This window comes from Nonomuraea composti (assembly GCF_012034275.1).
GTDB lineage: Bacteria > Actinomycetota > Actinomycetes > Streptosporangiales > Streptosporangiaceae > Nonomuraea > Nonomuraea composti.
Map to the genome: position 1 here is coordinate 1 of NZ_JAATEP010000101.1, position 21,458 is coordinate 21,458.

General features: G+C 66.0%; 22 protein-coding genes. 17 read left to right on the forward strand and 5 right to left on the reverse strand.

Going from position 1 to position 21,458, the window contains the following annotated elements; translation table 11 throughout:
* The first annotated feature begins 107 nt into the window (after positions 1 to 107).
* Positions 108 to 1,028, forward strand: a complete 921-nt coding sequence (locus HCN51_RS56135; RefSeq protein ID WP_168021963.1) for an alpha/beta fold hydrolase — start codon at positions 108 to 110, stop codon at positions 1,026 to 1,028.
* Between the two features lie 458 nt (positions 1,029 to 1,486).
* Here the strand turns inward: HCN51_RS56135 and HCN51_RS56140 are convergent, their stop codons facing one another.
* Positions 1,487 to 2,461, reverse strand: a complete 975-nt coding sequence (locus HCN51_RS56140; RefSeq protein WP_168021964.1) for a hypothetical protein — start codon at positions 2,459 to 2,461, stop codon at positions 1,487 to 1,489.
* A gap of 156 nt (positions 2,462 to 2,617) precedes the next feature.
* The gene (locus tag HCN51_RS56145; RefSeq protein WP_168021965.1) at positions 2,618 to 2,911 is read right to left on the reverse strand and encodes a hypothetical protein; all 294 of its coding nucleotides are present in this window, start codon (positions 2,909 to 2,911) and stop codon (positions 2,618 to 2,620) included.
* Positions 2,912 to 3,340: 429 nt separating this feature from the next.
* Between HCN51_RS56145 and HCN51_RS56150 the strand changes: the two genes are divergently transcribed.
* On the forward strand, positions 3,341 to 3,841 hold the full coding sequence (locus HCN51_RS56150) for a hypothetical protein (protein WP_168021966.1): 501 nt from the start codon (positions 3,341 to 3,343) through the stop codon (positions 3,839 to 3,841).
* Positions 3,842 to 4,064: 223 nt separating this feature from the next.
* The gene (locus HCN51_RS56155) at positions 4,065 to 6,044 is read left to right on the forward strand and encodes a hypothetical protein (protein WP_168021967.1); all 1,980 of its coding nucleotides are present in this window, start codon (positions 4,065 to 4,067) and stop codon (positions 6,042 to 6,044) included.
* A 181-nt stretch (positions 6,045 to 6,225) separates the two neighbouring features.
* Here the strand turns inward: HCN51_RS56155 and HCN51_RS56160 are convergent, their stop codons facing one another.
* Entirely contained in the window at positions 6,226 to 7,455 is a 1,230-nt protein-coding gene (locus HCN51_RS56160; RefSeq protein ID WP_168021968.1) for a helix-turn-helix domain-containing protein, read from the reverse strand.
* Between the two features lie 101 nt (positions 7,456 to 7,556).
* Between HCN51_RS56160 and HCN51_RS56165 the strand changes: the two genes are divergently transcribed.
* A complete protein-coding gene (locus HCN51_RS56165) occupies positions 7,557 to 7,808 on the forward strand; it encodes a hypothetical protein (protein WP_168021969.1) in 252 nt (83 codons plus the stop codon).
* Between the two features lie 334 nt (positions 7,809 to 8,142).
* On the opposite strand, the gene HCN51_RS56170 is transcribed toward HCN51_RS56165, so the two are convergent.
* Both HCN51_RS56170 and HCN51_RS56175 read right to left on the reverse strand, forming a co-directional pair.
* A complete protein-coding gene (locus HCN51_RS56170; RefSeq protein WP_168021970.1) occupies positions 8,143 to 8,706 on the reverse strand; it encodes a GNAT family N-acetyltransferase in 564 nt (187 codons plus the stop codon).
* Entirely contained in the window at positions 8,699 to 9,511 is an 813-nt protein-coding gene (locus HCN51_RS56175; protein ID WP_168021971.1) for a GntR family transcriptional regulator, read from the reverse strand. Before HCN51_RS56175 ends, HCN51_RS56170 begins: the two co-directional genes overlap by 8 nt.
* Before the next feature lie 199 nt (positions 9,512 to 9,710).
* On the opposite strand from HCN51_RS56175, the gene HCN51_RS56180 reads away from it, so the two are divergent.
* From HCN51_RS56180 to HCN51_RS56240, 13 genes are all read left to right on the forward strand, one after another.
* Positions 9,711 to 9,902 (forward strand): hypothetical protein, encoded by a 192-nt coding sequence (locus HCN51_RS56180; RefSeq protein WP_168021972.1) that lies wholly within the window; start codon positions 9,711 to 9,713, stop codon positions 9,900 to 9,902.
* Positions 9,899 to 10,216 carry a WhiB family transcriptional regulator gene (locus HCN51_RS56185; protein ID WP_168021973.1) on the forward strand — a complete coding sequence of 106 codons (318 nt, stop codon included), beginning with the start codon at positions 9,899 to 9,901 and terminating at the stop codon, positions 10,214 to 10,216. The genes HCN51_RS56180 and HCN51_RS56185 overlap by 4 nt, the downstream gene beginning before the upstream one ends.
* 175 nt (positions 10,217 to 10,391) lie before the next feature.
* On the forward strand, positions 10,392 to 10,556 hold the full coding sequence (locus tag HCN51_RS56190) for a hypothetical protein (RefSeq protein WP_168021974.1): 165 nt from the start codon (positions 10,392 to 10,394) through the stop codon (positions 10,554 to 10,556).
* A gap of 2 nt (positions 10,557 to 10,558) precedes the next feature.
* Positions 10,559 to 10,783 (forward strand): hypothetical protein, encoded by a 225-nt coding sequence (locus HCN51_RS56195; RefSeq protein WP_168021975.1) that lies wholly within the window; start codon positions 10,559 to 10,561, stop codon positions 10,781 to 10,783.
* 35 nt (positions 10,784 to 10,818) lie between these two features.
* Positions 10,819 to 11,838, forward strand: coding sequence for a DUF2637 domain-containing protein (locus HCN51_RS56200; protein ID WP_168021976.1), 1,020 nt, complete (start codon positions 10,819 to 10,821; stop codon positions 11,836 to 11,838).
* A 217-nt stretch (positions 11,839 to 12,055) separates the two neighbouring features.
* Positions 12,056 to 14,242 (forward strand): cell division protein FtsK, encoded by a 2,187-nt coding sequence (locus HCN51_RS56205; RefSeq protein WP_168021977.1) that lies wholly within the window; start codon positions 12,056 to 12,058, stop codon positions 14,240 to 14,242.
* A 142-nt stretch (positions 14,243 to 14,384) separates the two neighbouring features.
* Positions 14,385 to 14,636 carry a hypothetical protein gene (locus HCN51_RS56210; RefSeq protein WP_168021978.1) on the forward strand — a complete coding sequence of 84 codons (252 nt, stop codon included), beginning with the start codon at positions 14,385 to 14,387 and terminating at the stop codon, positions 14,634 to 14,636.
* A gap of 11 nt (positions 14,637 to 14,647) precedes the next feature.
* Positions 14,648 to 15,544, forward strand: coding sequence for a bifunctional DNA primase/polymerase (locus tag HCN51_RS56215; protein WP_206069075.1), 897 nt, complete (start codon positions 14,648 to 14,650; stop codon positions 15,542 to 15,544).
* Positions 15,541 to 16,674, forward strand: a complete 1,134-nt coding sequence (locus HCN51_RS56220) for an AAA family ATPase (protein ID WP_168021979.1) — start codon at positions 15,541 to 15,543, stop codon at positions 16,672 to 16,674. Before HCN51_RS56215 ends, HCN51_RS56220 begins: the two co-directional genes overlap by 4 nt.
* Entirely contained in the window at positions 16,671 to 16,892 is a 222-nt protein-coding gene (locus HCN51_RS56225; RefSeq protein ID WP_168021980.1) for a helix-turn-helix domain-containing protein, read from the forward strand. Before HCN51_RS56220 ends, HCN51_RS56225 begins: the two co-directional genes overlap by 4 nt.
* On the forward strand, positions 16,892 to 18,034 hold the full coding sequence (locus HCN51_RS56230) for a tyrosine-type recombinase/integrase (protein WP_168021981.1): 1,143 nt from the start codon (positions 16,892 to 16,894) through the stop codon (positions 18,032 to 18,034). Before HCN51_RS56225 ends, HCN51_RS56230 begins: the two co-directional genes overlap by 1 nt.
* A gap of 1,234 nt (positions 18,035 to 19,268) precedes the next feature.
* The gene (locus tag HCN51_RS56235) at positions 19,269 to 20,618 is read left to right on the forward strand and encodes a tyrosine-type recombinase/integrase (RefSeq protein ID WP_346434178.1); all 1,350 of its coding nucleotides are present in this window, start codon (positions 19,269 to 19,271) and stop codon (positions 20,616 to 20,618) included.
* Between the two features lie 127 nt (positions 20,619 to 20,745).
* The gene (locus HCN51_RS56240; RefSeq protein WP_346434179.1) at positions 20,746 to 21,372 is read left to right on the forward strand and encodes a DUF2637 domain-containing protein; all 627 of its coding nucleotides are present in this window, start codon (positions 20,746 to 20,748) and stop codon (positions 21,370 to 21,372) included.
* Positions 21,373 to 21,458 lie beyond the last annotated feature (86 nt).

Sequence of the window (21,458 nt, forward strand, 5' to 3'; positions counted from 1 at the left end):
GCGGAGCCTGACCACCTCGCGGAGCCTGACCACCTCGCGGAGCCTGACCACCTCGCGGAGCCTGGCCACCTCGGAGAGACCGGCCCCCTCAGGGAGACCGACCGTCGATGAGCCATTTCGAGGGATACCCGTTCCGCTCCCACTGGTTCGTCCACCCCGCCCGGGCCGGGCTTCGCCAGCATTACGTGGACGAAGGGCAGGGCCCGCCCCTGCTGCTCGTCCATGGCAACCCCTCCTGGAGCTACCTGTGGCGCCGCCTCATCCACGCGCTGCGCGACCGCCACCAATGCATCGCACCCGACCACATCGGCATGGGCCTGTCGGACAAACCCACCGCCGCCGGCTACCCCCACACGCTCGCCTCCCGCGTCGACGACCTCGACGCCCTCACCACCCACCTCATCACCGAACGAGGAGCCCCCGCCCAGGGCTGGACGCTGGTCATGCACGACTGGGGCGGCCCCATCGGCATGGCCTGGGCCCGCCGCCACCCCCACCGCGTCGCCCGGCTGATCATCCTCAACACGGCCGCCTTCCCCAACCCGCACGGCGCCCGCGCCCGCCTGCCCCTGCGGCTCCCGCTCTGGCTGCTGCGCGACACCGCCCTCGGCGCCCGGCTGATCCTGCGGCACAACCTCTTCGCCCGCGCCGCCACCTGGCGGCCCCTCGGCGTGCGCCGCCGCATGCCCGCCTCCGTCCGCGCCGCCTTCCTCGCCCCCTACGCCCGCCCCGAGCACCGGATCGCGATCCAGCAGTTCATCCGCGACATCCCCCTGCGGCCCGGCGACCCGGCCTGGCGGACCCTGTACGACACCGGGCGGGAGCTGCACCGGTTCGCGAACCGGCCGGCCCTCATCGGCTGGGGCCTGCGCGACCCCGTCTTCGACCCGGCCATGCTCACATACTGGTGCCACGCCCTCCCACACGCCCGCACCCACGTCTACCCCGACGCCGGCCACTACGTGCTGGAAGACGCGCACGAGCGGCTCATCCCGGAGATCAGCGACTTCTTGGAGCAGAACCATTGACCGCCCGGCGCCCACGGCCTGCGGAGGCAGCAAAACGGCCCCGCCTGGGTGCCGGGGCCGTCGCAGGTGGCGACAGCTGATCATCGGTTGCGGATGCGGGACCGGGCCCTGAACGGTCAGGTGCCCGCCAACGCGGGCAGGCGGTACCCCGGGGCCTGCACCCGGTGGGGTCAGGTCCGGTTGCCTGTGCGTGTTGCCGTTGAGGAGCTGGGCGTAGCACTCGGAGCAGGAGCGCTCATGGGTCAGGCCGAAGTACGGGGTGTCACCGGTCTCGGTCTGCTGCGCCGGCCACCGCTTAGGCGTCACACTGTCGTCCGCGGTCATCGCCGTTCTCCTTGGAATCGTTGCTACGAAGGATCATGCGATGGCCGCTCTCATTTCACGACGCCACACCTGTTGACCAGGTCAAGCTCGTACACCACTCCCGTGGACGCAACCCGGATTTTGGTGCGATCCGCTTACCGGGCCGAGAGGCTGTGCGTGCTGGTCGCGGAGCGCCTCACTGCGTACAGGTAGGAGATCATGGCGCCGCCGGCGAGCGCGGTGAGCAAGGGGACGTGCCAGACGGGCCGGATCTCGGCCGCCACCCCCGGGTACGGCCCGATCGGCCCCAGCGGGCCCGCAACTGCGAGGACCGTCAGCCCCACCATGTTGAGCGGGGTCACCATCGCCGCAAGCACCCGCAACAGAGCGCTGCCACAGCGCGCCGCCACGCCCATGGCAACAATCGCGGCGCTCATGACCGCCATGGTGATCGCGACGGGCAGGAGCATGCCCCACGCATCCCTTACCAGCCCCTCTGGCATGCCGCCCCAGGCCACTTCGTCGGGAGTGGCGGGACGCGCCGTGATCGAGGTGAACCAAATATCGAACGAGCACACCGCGAGGTAGGCGGCATACCAGACCGGCTGCAGGACCAGCAGACGGGCCACGCGCGGCGAGGACGCGACCTCCAGACCACGGGCCAGCCGCAGCACGCCCCAGATCTGTGCGATCGCCGCCGCCGCCAGGACCGCGGAGAGCATGGGAGGGCTCCAGCCAAGGTTGAACTCGCCGGGGCCGACCTCACGGCCTGTGTAGGCATCGGGTTCAAGCCACATGAGAGAGTGCGCCGGGTTGGCGTCGCCCACGAGATACAGGCCGAGCAGGTAGGGCGGCGTCAGCAGGCCCGCCACGAGCAGCCTGCGGTCGGTGGGCCTGGCCGCGGCCAGGAGCCAGAAGGCGACCCCGGCCAGCGTGAAGAACACGCAGGCGAACGCGATAGGTCCCACCGCGATCTCCGTGACGATGTTCAGGAATGCGGTGTCGTCCTCGCCCGGGAGGAACATCGTCGGGACAGTGACGAACCGCGTCTGCGCGTAGCCGATCAGGTAGATGGCGACGACAGTGGCTCCGAAGCCTGGAGTGAGCCTGAGCCACCTGTTTCTCGCCATTGCTCCATGATCCGCCACTGCTCGTGCAGCCGCCATAAAGGGCGGCACGAACGGGAGCCGAAGGCGGAATCCGGCATCTCGATCTGAACACCGACACGAGCACCTTCCCCGATGTGGCCGGCGCCCGCGACTGGTGCGCCCACTGCAACGTGTGGATCAAAACCGAAACGAGCCACCCATGACCGATGACCACACCGCCGACCACCGGACTGACCGGTCACGCATCATTGCCGCCGCTTCCGAGTTGGCCGCCGCGGCCGCCGCCATCGAGCCTGACACACCGGTGATCATTGACGATGCGCGCAGATCGAGCCCGGCTCCCACCGGGCCGACCACACCGCCTGGGCGGTCGTCGCCCAGCGTCAGCTCATCCTCGCCAACCAGACCGGCCAGGTGGCCGGCCCGGTCGCGAGGCGAGCGCTCACGGTCAAATGACGGGCGAACGATCAAAAGGCCGGATCCACGATCTTAGGATCCAGCCTCTGAGCTGGTGAAACACTGTGGGGCTACCAGGACTTGGACCTGGGACCTCTTCCTTATCAGGCAAATCAAACACCAGTTCCAATAGCCTACGCATGGCTCGCTACTTGCACTGACGGTACGAGGACGTCCGCAGACGTTCCTGATCGTCTCTGCTGGTTGTCACGCAGATCGTCACTCAGGCTTCTGCCCACACCAACCATGTAGACCACTATGTCCAAGGCGAAGGAGCCCGCAGGCAGCTACCCCAAAGGCGGTCTTCCAACTGCAAGCCAGCCCCACAAGCCGTCTGGCCCGTTTATATCGGTCCAAGTTTTTTCTGATTATGTCGGCACCGAAATAGGAATGCCCGCAAATGACCACCACTAGGGATTTTTGCCAGGTACCTTGTTCGAGCCCATGTATTTCGACGACAGGATGTCCGCTCAGGACAGTCCGGGCACGTGCGGATGCGGTGCCGAAGCGGCGGTCAACGGAGGTACGGAAGTGATCAGTGAGCACGCCGAGCTGGTAGCCATTGCCGGTGCTGCTGCAGCGGCTCTGGTGGGGGAGATGCTCAAGGATGGCTGGTCAGCAATGCGAGACGCGACAATTCGCCTCTTTCGGCACGCAGGTGAAGCCGAACAGCAGCGCCAGACAACTCGCCTGGATGCAGACCGCGAACAACTCGACTCTCTAGATGAGGCCGCGCTCAGAGATCGTTGGCAGCGGCGATTCATCACTCTCGTCGAGGACTTTCCGGAGGCACTTAAAGATCTGGCAGCCATAGCCAGCCAAAATCAGAGCGACCAAAGCGGCACCACTAACCAGAATGCAACTGGGAATACCGGGCCCGTAGTGCAGATCGGAAGGGATAACTTCGGCGGCCTCAACATCGGAAGGCAGCGCGGTGATGGATAACCAGCCCGAACACTCCGTTACAGGTCAGTCCGCCAATCACAACACTGCTCCGGTTGTGCAGATAGGAGGACCCAACACAGGACCCATCAACATTACTCGACGCCCAAAACTGCCGACGTCGCAAATACCGTCGAAAGATCTCGCTGTGACTCGCGAGCCAATTTGGGTGTACACAATAACACCGCAAAATGCAGCAGAGTCCCTGGGGCTTCATGGTATCGCAGTGATAACCGGAGAGCATGGCACAGGGCGCTACATATCCGCCGTCAAGGCCCTTGACATGCATCTCTCGGCACAAGGAAACAGCCCTCAGCTCTACACGCTTTCCGCCGACTGGGATGACGACGAAGCACCTGATCCGGAAGTCCTTCCCGACCTTCTGACGGGGTACGGCTATCTAGTAGATGCAACCTCAAGAAACATCTCCGGGCAGGCAGCCGTTGCTCTAACGTCTTGGGCAGAGCAACTACATTCGGTAGGATCTTGCGTGGTAGTCATTGGAAATGAAGGCGACTGGAGAGGCGACAGCAGTCTTCAATTTCCGGCAGTAAGGCCGAATGCCATCCAGGTCGCACGGAACCATCTGGCGGAACGGCTTAACAGTCCTACGCAAGCACAATGGATCCAGCCGGACCAAAACCATGCTAGCAGCAACCGTATGTTCTCGCGTGGTCCAGCTACACATGAGCAAACAAACGGAATCTTCTCGAATCTGATAACTCATCGAGTTAGCCCGTCCAACGCAGTAGTAATTGCCGAGCGCCTCTCTCGCGTTCAGCCCGATCGAGTGATCAATGCTCTCAAGAAATGCAACGATAAAGATTCACCAGCCATACAGGAACAAGGGCAGAGAGAACTCACGCGCATCCGCGATGAAGTCCTCCTATGGAAGAATTTCCTGGAAAAGGTTCTCACAGAGACTGGTACGCGCGGGCCAGATCGGATCATGCTGCTTGCGGCCGCGTATCTAGAAGGAGCTTCGCTTGAGCTCTGCATCAAGGCGGCGGCAGAGTTTCGCTCTAGCGATGAGCTGACAGTCCGCCGTTACCGGGAAGGTCGTAGTCCTAGACGTCGTATGCAAGAAGTCGGAGTAGACGTATCTTCGGAAGACAAGGCATCCTTCGACAGCCGCCCAGGACTCGCTAGCTCGGCTATTCGTACAGACTGGCACCATTGGCCAGATGAGCGCTCTGATACCAAGGAATGGCTGCAGCGCATTTCAAAGCCTGGCGGAGTCGCAGCGGCATGGGCACTCCAGATCGGCGAACGCCTCCTAGAACTGTCGTGCAATGCCGTCGATCCACCGTTCTTCGATGTCCTGGACAGTTGGATCCTTACGAACGGAGTAGACACTGAGCGAGCGCGAATCACAGCTCAGCTTCTCACTTCAGCCGCACAGAGGAACGAACTAGCTCGCGAGACTCACAAGAAGCTACTGGATTGGGCAAAAAAGGGCACTCTTCATCAGCGTCAGGTCGTTGCCCAGGTTTGCAGTGGAGTCTATGGCCTACGCTGGCCCCACACTGCCCTCGTTCGAATCCGACACCTTCTAGGCACCGAGGATTCCGCAAGTCGTATTGCGGCCGATGCGTTGGTTAGGTATGCCGCCAAGGGCGGCGATGAACTCGTACGTATCATCGAAACGGTCGAAAGTTGGGTAGTTAAACGACGGCCGCATCCTGCTGGTCCTCGCGCCTTTCTTGCTCTAGTAGATCCAGAAAGATCAGATGGACTACTGACTACACTTAGTACACTCAGCCAAACAACATCACAGATTCGGTATTTCCTAGTTGCTGGATGGTGCGCGACGCTGGAGCAAGCAGAGGTTCGCGAGCAGGCCTATAGCGTACTGCTCGCGTGGGCTCAAGCCGTTGAAGAGAGCCGACTCAATCGAGACTTCGCCTTTGGCATTCTGACCGATGTTCGAAATGTGCACACTCCGGTCGATGCCATGTCTCGCTTCCTATACGGTAATCCAGATCAGGAAGATCCAGCACTTATCAACGCCCGGTACGCTCTCGCCAATCTACGTCCGTGCGTGCATGAGTCATGCTCTCATCCACAGTGTCCGGCGATGCAACAGATTAATGGTCCCGCAGGAAACGGGGGAACGCTCGGCCGCGAACACGACCTGCAGCAGACCATCGTGAACGATGATGAGCACCCTGACCAACCACACAACGGCTCTGCTTCGGGTTCGTAGCTCAGAAGCTTTATGCCCCAACGCTGAAACACTAGGGGATGCCCCGGCTCTTTGAGAGCCAGTGTTGAAGTGGGGACAGTGCGTGCTGCTGTCCCCGGCCTGTCCCATACTCGGCGCAGCGATTTCCCACTTCAATGGAGGGAGGGGGACAGCGGGGACAGTAGGGACACCTGGCACCTAGCTATGGCTTCGAGCCTGCCAAGCATTCTCTGAGCGCCTCAGCACCGGGAGCGCCTGCTACGGCTAGGTCGTGGGCAATGCGGTGGAGTTCGGTCTCGGCATAGGCGTTGAGTGTCGTGGCGTCCGGAGCGATGTCCAGAGCCGTGGCGACTGCAGCCTCGGCATCGCCTTGGAGAGCCTGGGCGCGGGCGAGGCAGGCTCCAAACCAGGCTCGGTCGCGTCGGTAGTGGTAGGGCAGGGTGGACAGGCCGCGTTCGAGGTAGTCGGCGGCGCGGCGGCCGTCGCCGAGCTCCAGCTCGGCCATGCCGCGTTGCATGAGGAACCAGCCTTCGTCGTAGAAGTACATCCACGGGGGTTCGTCGTCGGGGTGTTCGGCGGCGGTGCGGATGAGGTCTTCGGCTTCGGCGAGTCGGGTGCGGGCTTGGTTGGCTTCGCCGAGTTGGGCGTGGCCTCGGCCGGCCATCTGTGCCGCCATGCCCTGCACGCCATGGGCGGTGCGGCCGTCGTGCCAGCGGGAGGCTTCGGCCAAGCGGACGCAGCGGGGTGCGTCGCCGAGGCTCCAGGCTTGGTGGGCGCGCATGTTGAGGGTGGTGGAGGCGAGGCAGGCGTCTCCGGCTTCGAGGGCCCAGGCGTGGGAGCGGTCGTACCAGGCCAGCGCGGCGGCGTGCTGGCGTGAGTCCTGGCACATCCAGGCGATGAACTGGGCGTACTGGGCCAGCACGGCGACGGCCCGGTCGGCGAGTGGGCCTCGGGCGCCTCGGGCTAGGTCGGCCACGATGGAGAGCTGGGCGTGGATGAGCGGGAGGAGGGGGCGGCTGCCGATAGTGTCTTCGACGCGGCGGTGTTCTGCCAGGCAGTGTTCCAGCCATTGCACGGTCGCCATATCGACGCGGGATGGGTGCTCGATGGCGCGGGTGATGCGCTCGTACAGGTCGGCGTCGGGGGCCAGGGTGGGCAGGGCGAGGGTGGGAACCGGCTTGATGACGGTGCCAAACAGCTGGTCTTCTGTCAGGCCGAACGCCTTGCAGTAGAGCCTGGTGTAGAAGGCATCCGGTCGGTGCTCGCCGGTCTCGTGGCCTCGGATGCGGCGGATGAGGTTCGGCACCTCGGTCAGCGGCTCGTCCGAGACCCTGATCAGTTCGCGGGCCAGGTCGCGCTGGGACCAGTCGCGGGCGGTGCGCGCGGCGAGCAGGCGGGTGGCCCAGACGGGAACCTCTGGGATGTCGGTCATCCTGTGCACCTCCGGGGACGGGCGGACACGGGGGCGGACATCAGGGGTCGCCTCTCAGTGTCCTCTACAGGCGTGGTACCGCGCGTGGCTCTGTTGTAGTCGTGCACTTCGACACCGAAGGTTTCTACTCGTGGACGGCTTCTGACGACGACGGCCGGGGCTCGTGCGGCATCACCAGCGAGCTGGAGCGGGCTTCTGTGCGCCTGCGGCAGGCGCTGGAGTCGTTAGCGCCGGGCGCCTCGGGCGCGGTGCAGTTCGTGCGTCTGGATCGCTACGCATCGGACCCCTCCTATATCTACGGCGTGACCCTGCTGCGGCTGCACAGGGAGAAGGCCATCGCCGCCGCCGACTGAAGGCCGGCGGATTCGTACGTCAGATCAGTCATCGCGTTGGGCGGCGCTCGCATGCGCCGCCCTGGCTGTGTGAACCGGAAGCAAGTCGCCATGTACATCTGGGAACCGCACGTCCCAACGAGTGCCCGTCGCGTCCGCGTGATGGAGACCTCGTGCTGTGGTGAGTACGAGTGGTGTTGTGAGGCCGGGAGGTTCTTTGTCCTGCGCCACATCGAGGGCGTCGGGTACGAGGAGACCGGCCGGGGCCGTTACCCCGAGGCTCGCCAGGTGTGGATCGCCCTGGTGGTTGCTCACCACCACTAGAAACGAACACCATGAAACCGATCCCTTCACCTCACAGGGCGTCGCGTACGCCCTCTTCGACGACGTTCGGCACAGAGACGGGCGTGGCTCGCCGTTGGAAGCAGGCTCCTGAGTCACGTCCGTCCACCACGACCGTGCGCACGTGCTCGAACCCGTGCTCCAGGTAGTAGCGCTGAAGCCCGTGGTTGGTACGCCACACATCCAGGCGCAGCCACGGGAATCCCTGCCGCGCGGCCTGATCCACCGACCAGTCCACGATGTCGCCGCCCAGGCCCCGGCCCGCCTGGTCCCGAGCGACGAGAAGCTTGTACAGGTACAGGGCAGGCCCGTCGGTGTCTGGATCCCAGAAGTCCAGGTCCGGCCGGGTGTTGAGCGTCACCGTGGCGACCACCTCGCCGCCGGCCTCGAACACCCACGTCTCGCGGTTGGCGATGTTGCGGCGGATCTTCTCTCGGCCGATCTCATCCCACTTCGCCGTCCACTGCTGGATGCCACGCTCGGCCAACCAGCGTTCGGACTCGGCACGCAGCTCAACGACGCGCTCGGTATCGCTCTCGACGGCGAGACGGGCCGCCAGGACGGGACGGTCAGTCATCTCTGCACTCCACCTGGTAGATGTACTTCGACCCGTTGCCCGGCCTAATCTGGTGAAGAACCAGCACGGGCTTGCCTGAGGTGGTCAGCGTCGTACGGACGACTTCGAGCACCGCCATGACCCCCGCCAGTTGCAGCCGGTCCGTCTCCTGGCGGGAGGCGATCCGCGGGGTCAGCTCATCGATGTGGTCGCGCATCGGGCACCCGAGCTCAGCCAGGACCTGAGCCGTGTTGACGCTGTCCGGCTCCATGATCCCGGTGTCCTTGACGAGGTTGTACGCGTAGTAGGAGTCCGCCAGCGACTCCGGCTCGTTGGCCGGCTGGTCCGGGCCTGGCCCGATGTAGCGGACGCGGCTACGCACCACGACACGCTCACTCTCCGGGATGCCCAGCCGCTCCGCGATCGGTGTTCCAGCCACCAGGTGGCTACCGGACAGGATGCTCACGCTGATGGTCTGACGGTGTGAGAAGCCAGCCGTCTCGACGTCCGCCGTCCAGCCGTCGGTCTTGACGTTCTCCAGGCGCTTCGGGTCCTGCCACTTCGTCATGTGCCAGGTCATGCGCAGCGACTCGCGGACGTAGAAGCCCTTCTTCGGCACGGCCACGACCAGGCCCTCACCGATCAGCGCCTGGTAGGCGTGTCGCACGCTCAGCGACGACACCTGCTCCTGCTCCATGAGTTCCGACGTGCTCGGAAGCCGGTCCCCCTCGGCGTACTCGCCGCTCAGGATGGCCTGTCGTAGGTCCTCGGCGATCCGTGCCGACACGTCCCCGCGGAGCGTGTCCCGCCGCCTCTGGCTGGGCATGTTGAGCCCCTCTCGTTCGCCTTGTTCAAACAAGTATGCCAGCAGTCGTTGACGACCTTGTTCGCCTTGTTTAAATAAGACGCACCAGGGCATGATCAGCCCAGCTGATCAGGCCAAACAACGAAGAAGCCGGGATGCGGTCCCTAGTCGCCAAACCAGTCCCGCACCCCGGCGCCCGTTCAAGAGAGGTGTACTCATCATGACCTACGGGTCCAAGACCATGCGGATCGTCTCCGACGACTTCGCCGAGCCCGTCCAGTGGTTCTGTCTCATGTGCGACGGCGTGGAGGAGTCCGCGCCGGACGTCGAGCCGCCGTCGCCGCCGATCTGCCCCACCTGCATCCGCCTCGCTCTCGTCCAGGCCCTCCGCGCGCTGGGGGTGGACCTGTGAACGACGAGTACGAGAACGACGAGGTCTCCGATCTCCTGGACGACCTCATCAACGCCGAACCGGCCTGCGACTCCACCATGGCCGTCCTCTTCACCGGCCCCGACATCGAGACCGACGAAGAGCGCTGGATCCGGGAGGCGACGGCCAAGGCCATCTGCCAGACGCGCTGTCCGGCCCGCGCCGCCTGCCTGTCCTACGCCATGGCGCTCGACCCGGAGGAGGGCGTCTGGGCGGGCTACACCGCAGAAGAACTGCGGGACGTACGCCCGCTCCTCACCTTCCTCCCCGACCGCCGCGCGAACGAGGTGGCGTGATGGCCGCCCGCTTCCAATGCTGCGAGTGCGGCAAGCGAACCCGAAGCCCGTTCGGCTGCCGCTGCGGCGGCGGCCGTCCGGCCCAGCGCTGCGTCATCCACGGCGCTCGCTGCCAGCCCGGCTGCCGCCTCTGCCGCATCCTCGTCCGCTCCGGCCACTGAACGGAGACCAGCCCATGTCCCACGACCAGCCTCCGAACACCATCACCGACCAGCAGTGGGCGCAGCTCCAGGAGAACGCCCGCAAGGCCAACCCACACCTCGACCGCTTCTCCGACCCGGAGGCGATCAAGCGTCGCAAGCAGTCCGCCCAGCAGCTCAAGAACCACAAGTGGAGCTAGCCATGATCACAGTCCTCTCCTACATCCTCACCTTCCTCGTCGGCGGCCTCTGCATCGAGCTGGTGCGCATGGGCCAGGAGCGCTACCGGCTCTGGCAGGTCTCCCGCGCCACCGTCCGCCAAGGCGGCTCTCTGGAAGTCGTCGCCCGAGGCTGGGCCGCCTCCCCTCGGAACTGGTGCAGCAAGCCCGGCTGCCCGCGCTGCTGGGGACGGCGGTGGGGCCGATGAACCGTCCCGCCACTTCACCGAACGGAGCCAGCACCATGAACGACCAGCCCGGCCCGCGCCCGCTGTCCGAAGGAGAGCAGACCCTGATCTCGGTGACCGCCGCCGCTGTCGGCGTGCTGGGCCTGATCGGGTTCGTCATCTCCTTCGCCACCGTCATGGACGCGGCCAAGCCCACCTTCGGACCGCTCGCCTTCCTGCTGCCCCTCGGGGTGGACCTCGGCATCGGCGTGTTCTCCGCGCTGGACATCGTCCTGGCCCGGCTGGACATGCGGGTGCGCTGGCTGCGGTTCATCCCATGGACGCTCACGGCCGTCACGGTCTACCTGAACGTCGCCGCCTACGCCACAGCGCCTGGCGGGCCCAACTGGTTCGCCGTCGTCGCCCACGCGATCCTGCCCGGTCTGTGGGTGGTGGCCGTCGAGATCGGCACCCACGCGGTCCGCAAGCGCGCCAACCTGGCCAACTCGTCCCGCCGCCTGGACAGCATCCGCGTCTCGCGCTGGCTGCTGTCTCCGGTGCCGACGTTCGCCCTGTGGCGCCGGATGGTGCTCTGGGAGGTGCGCTCGTACCCCGAGGCCCTGAACCGCGAGCGTGAGCGCATCCTGGCCAAGACCGACCTTCAGGACCGGTACGGCCGCCTGTGGCAGTTCAAGGCCAGCCGACGCGAGCGCGCCCTGTACAAGCTCGGCGAACTCGCCCCGGCCGGCGCGCCGGTCCAGGCCGAAGCGGTACGGCTCACGCCGCCCGTCCCGCCCTCGACGCCCAAGCGTCCGGCCCTGACCGCCGCGCCCGCCCGCAAGTCGTCATCCCGTAAGCCGCGCAAGACCACCCGTTCGGCCATCGCCCCCTCCGAGGTGGACGACCTCATGCCGCTGGGCTGGCAGGTCGCCGCCGACCACGACGCCCGAGGCGTCACGCTGACGCGGGACCGGCTCCGCGACGCCGTCCGCCAGACCGGCCGGTCCATCTCCACCGACCGCGCGGGTGCGCTGCTCGCCCGCCTGCGGACCGAGGCCGGTCCGGCCGCCGAGAACGCGGAGCAGGAGGCGGCTTGATGGACCTCACCTTCGCCCGCCCTTCGACCGGCGATCCACCACCGGTCGGACCGCACGGACCGACCGCCGACATCGCCACAACCGCCCGTACGGACGACACTCGGTCCGACCGCACATCGTCCCTGAACAAGCCAGTACGGGACGCGGCCTCATCCGCCAAGACTCTGGCCGCGCCCCGCAACCCCGCTCGCAGTTACGCACACGAGGTGCACACATCATGACGCATCACCCGCACGACCACGAAGACCACTCCGACGAGGACGGACCGACCGCACCCGAGACCGGTGGCGAGGTAGTCCCGCTGGACGCGGCCCGCCGCCGTGCCCGCCGCGCGGACGACCGCGACGAGGACGAGTTCTTCGACCGCGAGACCATCGCGATCGAGGGCACGGTTCTCGGACCGCCGGTCGACCCACCGGACGACGATGTGCCCTACCGCTCCAACACCGACCGGCGCCGCGCTCCGATCGTCCCAGCGACGCTGAAGTCTTGGAACGGTACACGCTCCATGCTGATCTGGGCCGCCAAGGACGCCGGGTACGTGCTCGGCTACCACGCGGTCCGCTCACCCAAGTACGCCGCCAAGGCCATCCTCTACGCCCCGGTCGGCTTCTTCCGCGCCACGGGCAAGCTCCTGCACTGGGCGACGGCGGAGGAGGGCAACTGGGCACTGCGCCAGTACGCCGCCGACCGCAACGACCCGGAGACCTGGCTAAAGCTGGACAAGCAGCGCCAGCGCCAATCCCGCTGGCGCTGGTCGGTCCTGGCCGCCCTCGCGGTGACGGCCCTGATCGGCCTGCTCGTCTTCCTACTCGCCGACATCCCGACGTGGGGCCGCCTGCTGGCCATCGCCGTGGTGGTGCCGCTGCTGGCCCGCGCCGGTAGGCCCACGGACAAGCCCATCACCGACCGCGTCTCGGAAGGACCGCGCTACCGCAAGCTCACCGCCGAGCTGGTCCGTCGCGCGCTGCTGTCCTGCGGCGTCTCCGGCATCAACCAGGCCGTCAGCAAGGACCAGCACGCCATCAGCTTCCCGCAGGACATCCACCGCGACGGCCCCGGCCACCTGGCCATCATCGACCTGCCCTTCGGCGTGGAGGCCGCCGACGTGGTCGCCCGCCGTGGCCGGCTGGCCTCCGGCATGCGCCTCCCGCTCGACCAGGTCTGGCCCGAACCCGGCGACGGCCACCCCGGCCGCCTCGCCCTGTGGGTCGGCTACGAACCCGCCTCCCAGATGAAGCAACCCGCCTGGCCCCTCCTCAAGGACGGCAAGGTGGACGTCTTCAAGCCGTTCCCGTTCGCCACCACGCCCCGCATGGACACCATCAACGCCGCCCTGATGTTCCGCAACTGGCTGGTCGGCGGCCAGCCAGGCTCCGGCAAGACCTTCGCCCTGCGCCTGGCCGTACTCGCCGCTTCGCTGGACCCGCGCGCCGAGCTGCGCATCTACGAACTCAAGGGCGTCGGAGACTTCAAGGTCCTGGAGCCGGTCTGCACCGAGTACGGCAACGGTTTCGACGACGAGACCATCGCCCGCTGCGCCGGGATGATCCGCTGGCTCTACAAGGAGTGCGAACACCGCTCCAAGCGCATCGCCCACTTCGCCCAGCTCGGCAAGGCCCCGGAGAACAAGGTCACCCCGGAACTCGCCTCGCTCAAGGACTCCGGCCTGCACCCGCTGATCGTCGCCATAGACGAGATCCAAGAGCTGTTCCTGCACCCCAAGTACGGCAAGGAAGCCGGGGAGATCCTGGAGAAGGTCATCAAGCTGGGCCGCGCCCTCGGCGTGATCCTGCTGATCGGCACCCAAATCCCCGACAAGGACAGCCTGCCGACCGGCATCACACGCAACGTCAACACCCGCTACTGCATGAGCGTCGCCGACCAGGTCGCCAACGACATGATCCTCGGCACCTCGATGTACAAGAACGGCTACCGTGCCACCATCTTCGAGCCGGTCAAGGAGGCCGGTTGGGGCATCCTGTCCGGCCTCGGCAAGCCCGCCGCCCGCCGCTCCTTCATGGTGGACACCGACGCCGCCAAACACGTGGTGGCCCGCGCCATGCAGCTACGCGGCCTGGCCGGCACCCTGCCCGAGGAAGGCACCCAGACCCGCACCGACGCGCCCACCTTCGACCTGCTCACCGACCTCGCCCAGATCTGGCCCGCAGGTGAGACGGCCGCCTGGAACGAAACCCTGTGCACCCGCCTGGCCGAACTCCGCCCCGACTTCTACACCGGCTGGGCCTCCGAACAGCTCACCACCGCACTCAAGCCGCACGCCGTACCCGTCCAGAGCATCGGCCGCCGCATCGACGGCAAGGCCGTGACCAGGCGCGGCATCCGCCTGGACGACCTCACCGATGCCATAGCGGAACGTAACCGTCGAACCGGCACCGAGTAACCCCGCCGGAGGGTGCTAGCGCTAGCGGCTGACCCTGCTATCGCTAGCACCCCTGCTAGCACCAGAAATAAGCCCTGGCCAGGGCGTTAGCACGCTAGCGCCCTCCCTTGACGACACCCAAAAACGGCCCAGGAGGCCACCCATGGACCCTGCCCTGTTCATCGCTAGCACAGTGATCGTCTTCGCCTTGTTCATCACCCTCCGTTACGCCGCCGAGTGCTACATCAGACCCTTCCGCCGCTGCCGCTCCTGCCACGGCAGGGGCCGCAAGCCCAACCGCATCGGACACGGCACCCACGACTGCCGCCGCTGCCGCGCCACCGGCCTCCGCCTGCGGATCGGCCGCCACATCTGGAACCACTTCCGCGCCCTGCACCGCGACGCCACCCGCTGACTGGAGCACCCATGCCGATCACCAACCTGACCAGCTACGCCCTCGCAGCCGCCGCCCGAGGCTGGCACGTCTTCCCGCTCGCCCCGAACGGCAAGACCCCGCCCCGCGGCTTCACCAACTGGCAACACCGCACCACCACCGACCCGGCCACCATCCGCCGCATCTGGCAGCGCCCGTACAACCTCGGCATCGCCACCGGCCCGTCCAACCTCGTCGTCATCGACCTCGACCAGCCCAAGCCCGACGAGCAACCACCACCGCACTGGAACCGCCCCGGCATCCGAGACGGCGCAGACGTCCTCGCCGCCCTCTGCGACCAGGCCGGACAAGCACTCCCGCTGGAGACCTTCCAGGTCCGCACCCGACGCGGCGGCCTGCACCTGTACTTCACCGCACCCAATGGAGTCACCCTGACGAACACACAAGGCGGCAACGGCGGCCTCGGCTGGCTGATCGACACCCGCGCCAACGGCGGCTACGTCGTCGGCCCCGGCAGCCACGTCACCGACGAACACGGCAGCGGCACCTACGAGGTCCTGCACCCGATCCCACCCGCGCCGCTCCCGGCCTGGCTGGTCGAGCGACTACGCCCGGCCCCACTGCCACCACAGAAGCCCATCACCGTGCCCCTCGCATCCGACCGCCACGGCGCGTACATCCGCGCCGCCGTCCTCGGTGAGCTGCAACGGGTGGCCAGCTCACCACCCCACGGCCACAACAACGCGCTCTACCTCGCGTCCGTCGCGCTCGGCCAACTCGTCGCCGGAGGCGAGCTGCACGCCGCCGCCGTCACTACGTGGCTCACGGAGGCAGCCACGCAGATCGGCCAGCCCTACCGCGAGGCCCAGCGCACCATCGCCTCCGGCCTGCGCGCCGGAGCCCGCCGGCCCCGAACGGTGGCCGCATGACCAACGACCGCAGCACCCACCTTCGCCTGGTCAACGGTGATGCCGTCCAAGCGCCAGGCCAGCTCGTGCCGTTCCGCACCTCCTGGACCGCCGACGAACTGATGGCCATGACCTTCCCGGAGCCCCGCTGGGCCGTCCCCGGCATCATCGCCGAAGGACTCAGCCTCCTCGCAGGCCCGCCCAAGGTCGGCAAGTCCTGGCTCAGCCTGGGCCTCGGTATCGCCGTCGCCAGCGGCGCCAAGGCCCTGGAAGCCATAGAACTGGAGCCCGGCCCCGTCCTCTACCTCGCCCTGGAAGACACCGCCCGCCGCCTGCAGAACCGCATGGGCAAGATCCTCGGCGGCCAGCCCGCGCCCAAGGACCTGACCTTGGCCACCACCTGCCCGACCCTGCCCGCAGGCGGCGAAGAGGCCATCGCCCGCTGGCTCGACCGCAACACCAACGCCCGCCTCGTCGTCATCGACGTCTTCGCCAAGATCCGAGGCATCACACCACCCGGCCTGTCCGCCTACGACGCCGACTACGCCGCCATGAGCCGCGCCAAGCGCCTGGCCGACACCTACGGCGTCGCCGTCGTCCTGATCCACCACGTCCGCAAGATGGCCTCAGAAGACTTCCTGAGCGAAGTCTCCGGCACCAACGGCCTGGCCGGAGCCGCAGACGCCACCCTCGTCCTCAAACGCGCCAGAGGCACCGCTGACGGCGTCCTGCACGTCACCGGCCGCGACGTCGAAGAGGCCGAATACGCCATGGCCTTCCAACCCGCCGCCGGCCTCTGGCACCTCCTGGACGGCCCACCCGAAGACCATACCCTGTCCGACACCCGCGCCGCCATCGCCCGCCACGTCCGCGCCAACCCCAACAGCACGCCCAAGGCCATCGCCGACGCCACCGGCCTGTCCCACGAGAACGTCCGCAAGACCTGCCAGCGCATGAACGCCGACGGCCAGCTCTGCGTCAACGCCACCGGCCACTACCGCCTCCCCGGGACAGAGCCCTCAGGAGCAGTCCCCGCCGTCCCTACCGTCCCTGACCACACCTCGACCAGCACCAACGCCCACATCCATGAGGGACAACCGGCCCTGCTGCCTGTCCCCGCTGTCCCCGCCGACGAGGAGAACCACGAGTGACCACCTCAACGCCGGACAGCGTCCGGCTCGCCGACACCCAGCTCTACCGAGTCACCGACGCCATGCGCCTGCTCCGCATGAGCCGCACCGTCATCTACGACCAGATCCGCACCGGCCGCCTGCGCTCCGTCAAGCAGGGCCGCGCCCGCCTCATCACCGCCAACGCCATCCGCGCCTACATCGCCCTCCTGGAGAAGGAAGCAGAGGAAGCAGCCTAATGACCAAGCGACGCAGCAGAGGAGACGGCGGCCTCCACTGGGACGACAAGCGCCAACGCTGGATCGCCACCGCCAGCCTCGGCTATGACCCCAGCGGCAAGCGCATCGTGAAACGAGGCAGCGGCAAGACCAAGACCGAAGCCAAGAACAAGCTCAAGGAGGTGCTCAGGGACTATGAAGACGGGCTGACCATCGCGCCAGGGGAGTCGACCGTCGCTCAAGCAGCGACCGACTGGCTGGCCTACGGGCTCAGCGGGTTGGACCCAAGCACCGTCGCGACGAACACCATCCTGGTCAAGACGCACATCATCCCCGCGCTGGGCAAGCGGAAGCTCCGCGACCTCAATGCACAGGATGTGGACAAGTGGTTGGCCAGCAAGGCCAAGACGCACAGCACGAGTACCGTGGCGCGGCTCCATTCCTGTCTGAATCGGATCATCAAGCGTGCCATGGCGCGCGACAAGGTCCGGCGGAACGTGGTCGAGCTGTGTCGAGTGCCCCAGGGCAAGGAAGGACGCCCGTCCAAGGCGCTCACAATGGCCCAGGCAGAAGAGGTGCTGAAGGCCGCCGAGGGCAAGAACCTGTACGCCTACATCGTGGTCTCCCTGCTCACCGGCGCACGCACCGAGGAACTCCGCGCACTGCGCTGGGATCACGTGGACCTGGAGGGCAACCTCGACGGTACCCCGCCGATACCGCCGTACGTCGCCGTATGGCGCTCCGTACGAAGCGGGGGAGACACCAAGACCCGCAAGTCACGGCGCACCCTCGCCCTCCCTAAGCGGTGCGTAGACGCGCTGATCGAACAACGGGCAGCTCAGCAGAAGGAGCAAGGCGACGCCTGGTCAGAGCATGGCCTGGTGTTCGCCTCCATCGCCGGAACCGAACTGGACGCGGCCAACGTACGGCGAGCGTTCCGGCGGGTAATCAAGTACACAAGCTTGGATCCCTCGGAGTGGACACCGCGAGAGCTGAGGCATAGCTTCGTCTCTCTGCTTTCCGACAATGGGACGCCGTTGGAAGAGATTTCTCGCTTGGTGGGTCACAGCAGTACGGCCGTCACGGAGCTGGTCTACCGCAAGCAGATTCGGCCTGTGCTCCAGCAAGGAGCGGTAGTTATGGACCGCATCTTTGAGCCATGAGCTGTGGCAGGACAGCAAACGCGTTCGGCCCTCGCCAAACCTGGCGAGGGCCGAAGCGTTCAGCGGCCGGCTTCACCCGGCCGCGTCGATCCCTTACGCCATCATCACGTGGAGGGCTACAGCTACTGCGAATCCCGCACCGATACCCGCTGCCGGGTTTCCGGCGACGAAACCGACTGCGATGGAGATCGCGATGATCACTACCCAGCGCACGTCGATCCTCCGAGGTTCGGTGACTGGCGCGGGACCGTTGTCATCGCTACCCGGTACTGTCATTGGCGCGTCCTTTCGGCGACTGACCGCTGTGGACCGAACTGGATGCCGGGTGGCCCTCTGCTGCTACAGAGAGCCACCCATCCAGTTGCTGGCCCCGAGGGAACGCGGACAACAATAGGGGTGGGACAGGACAAAAGGTTTCCGGCGAGAAACCCTCCTGTGGACAACGTTCCGTCTCAGGACTTGCGGCCATGTGTTTGCGCTGGTGATGACCTCAACGGGTCAGGGACGCTCGTCTCATATAAGAGGGACAGGGCACCCCACCGTCAAGCACCTCCAAGAAGACCACAGAGACCGACTCCGGGTGATTAGCCGCCTGTCCACACGCAGCCAACGGTTATCCACAGCAGGATCGGTGAAAGCGATGGCGCACTACGCGAACATGTATGGCTGCTGGGCTCAGCCCGCCACTGCCACGTTGCCGGCCAACCCGGCAAGCAGGTTTGCGCCTACGACCATGGCAGGACGGAACCAGGCCGTCAGTCGCTCTCTGAGTTTCGACATCATCCCGCCTCCCGTGGGATTCCGATCATCCAAAGGGGCGACGATCCCGGAGGAAGCGTGTTGGCAAACGATGGCGGACAACAGTAGCGCTATGAACGTGACTGACAGGCCATGCTTGCCAGGCTCAACCCAGCAGCCTCCGCTCATGCTAGCGATCAGGCAACCGGCTCGGGAAGCGTAGTCACGCAGTTAGTCACTCAGAAGATCAAAAAGGCCGCTTCCGATCTTCGGAAACGGCCTCTGAGCTGGGTGGGGCTACCAGGACTTGAACCTGGGACCTCTTCCTTATCAGCGCCCATTTGAGCCCTCATGAACCCCCTGTTCATCTCCCAATCTGAGCGTAAACTCGCAGGTAGACGGCATGATCACCGTACCCACGAGTGACCAGCAGTCCCCCGCCGTGACAGCGAGTCCCACGGTCAAATGACGGTCAGATGATCAAGGAGGTGATCAGGTGGGGTTCTCCCGCAAGCGCATAGGCCGTAACGGCAAACCGCGGTACACGGCTTACTACTTGGACATCAAAGGCATGGAACGGTCCGCCGGGACCTTCTCCAGCAAGAAGGATGCCGACAAGGAGTGGCAGAAGGCCGAGGCCAAGGTCGCCGAAGGGCGTGTGGGAGACCCGAAGCGAGGACGGCAGCCGTTCGAGCGCTACGTCCTCGATACGTGGCTGCCGAATCACGAGATGGAGGCGACGACTCGACAGAAGTACACGTACGCCATTCACAAGCACCTGGTCCCTGAGTTCGGTGCTCTGCGGATGGTCGACGTCCTTCCTGAGCACGTACGTCAGTGGGTGGCGACCCTGAAGAAGAACGGCGTCACACCAGTCACCATCAAGAGTCTCATGGTGATCCTGAGCGCCGTCTTCACCACCGCGCTGAATGACCAGGTGACCTACCTCCACCCCTGTAAAGGTGTGAAGACTCCCCCGGTCGTCCCCAAGCCTCTGACGATCATCAGCCCTGAGCAGTTCGGCATGTTGTACGACGCCTTGCCGGACGCCGACACTCAGCTGCTGGTGGAGACGTCCATTGAGACCGGCCTCCGCTGGGGTGAACTCACGGAGCTGCGCATCAAGGATCTCGATTTCTCGACCCGCATCCTGACGGTGTGCCGAGCGGTAGTGGAGGTCAATCCGAAATTTCATCCCCAGGGCAAGCGGTTCCTGGTGAAGCCCTACCCGAAGGACAAGGAGTGGCGCCGGTTCAAACTCAGCGCCCAGATCGTCCGCAAGCTGCAAGCCCATGCGAGGGCTCGTGGCCTGGGACGCGAGAGCCTTTTCTTCGAGTGGAAGGACGGCGCGAACCATCCCCCTCGGCTCCAGGTACTCCCCAACCCCGACACACTGGGTTTCACCGAACCGAACGAGGCGGGCCGCTCCTATAAACACGGCACCCGTACGGCCTACACCACAGGCAAGTGCCGATGCGAGCACTGCCGCGCGGCCTTCGCGGCCTACCGGGCAGAGAGGCGGGCGAAGGGCAAGGACAACCCTCGACAGCCCCGGACCCGCGACACCGACGGCCACATCCCGGCCGACTGGTTCAGAAAAAGTGTGTGGCGCGTGGCGCTCGAAGCCGCCGAGCTCGAGATCGCCGTACGCATCCACGACCTCCGGCATGCGCACGCGTCCTGGCTCCTGGCAGGCGGCGCCGACCTTCAGGTGGTCAAGGAACGCCTCGGCCACGCGTCCATCAAGACCACGGAGAAGTACCTGCACACCCTGGATGACGCGGACGAGACCGCGTTGGACGCTCTAGCCAAGATCAGAAACAGGAAGGCACGTAAGTCCTCCTGAAACGGGCTCGCCAAGTGCGGGAACACCTGGCGAGCCCTCACCCCCAACCCCTGCCTAGAAGGGTCGAGGATCTATGACAAACAGTACGCGGCACGCGTGCACCGAAGACCGTACTCGGTCAGATCGCGTGATCCAGTGGACCACCATTCTCACCGTCGGCATCCTCGCGGGGATCGCAGCGACAGTGAGCTACCGCCATCTCCACATGCTGGCCATCCGCCATGGCGAATCGTCGTGGTCCGCCGCCCTGCTCCCCCTCTCGGTCGACGGCATGATCCTCGCCGCGTCCATGGCCTTGCTGTCCGACTCACGCCGTGGGAAGAGAGGGGGCCTCGTGCCGTGGACGCTGCTGGTCATTGGCAGCCTCGCCAGCGTGGGAGCCAACGTCGCTGTGGCTGAGCCTTCGCTCATCGGCCGCGCCGTAGCGGCATGGCCGGCGTTCGCGTTGATCGGCGGCATGGAGATGGCCTTCCGGCTCGTGCGGCGCTCCGTCGCCCGACGGGCCTTCACGCGCGAGAACGAGCATGACGAGGCTCCCGCAGATCAACAAGGGGGTCAGAACTCTCCCGGCAAGCTCTCTCGCCGTTCACTACAACGTGAAGCTTGGGAGTGGGCGGACCAAAACCGCGAGCCTAATGGAGCGCTGCCTCGCTCTGCCGATCTCGCGCGCCACTTTCATCGCAGCCTACGTTGGGCACGCCTGGTCAAGGCATCCGGTGCCGCCGGAATGTTCGCGCGCGACGCTACAGGATGAAATAGGGTTTCGCCCCGAGACCGGCATGTCGTTGGCCTAGCTCCACCGCCGCCTGTTCCAGTTGAGACCCTCGTAGGGGTGATGAA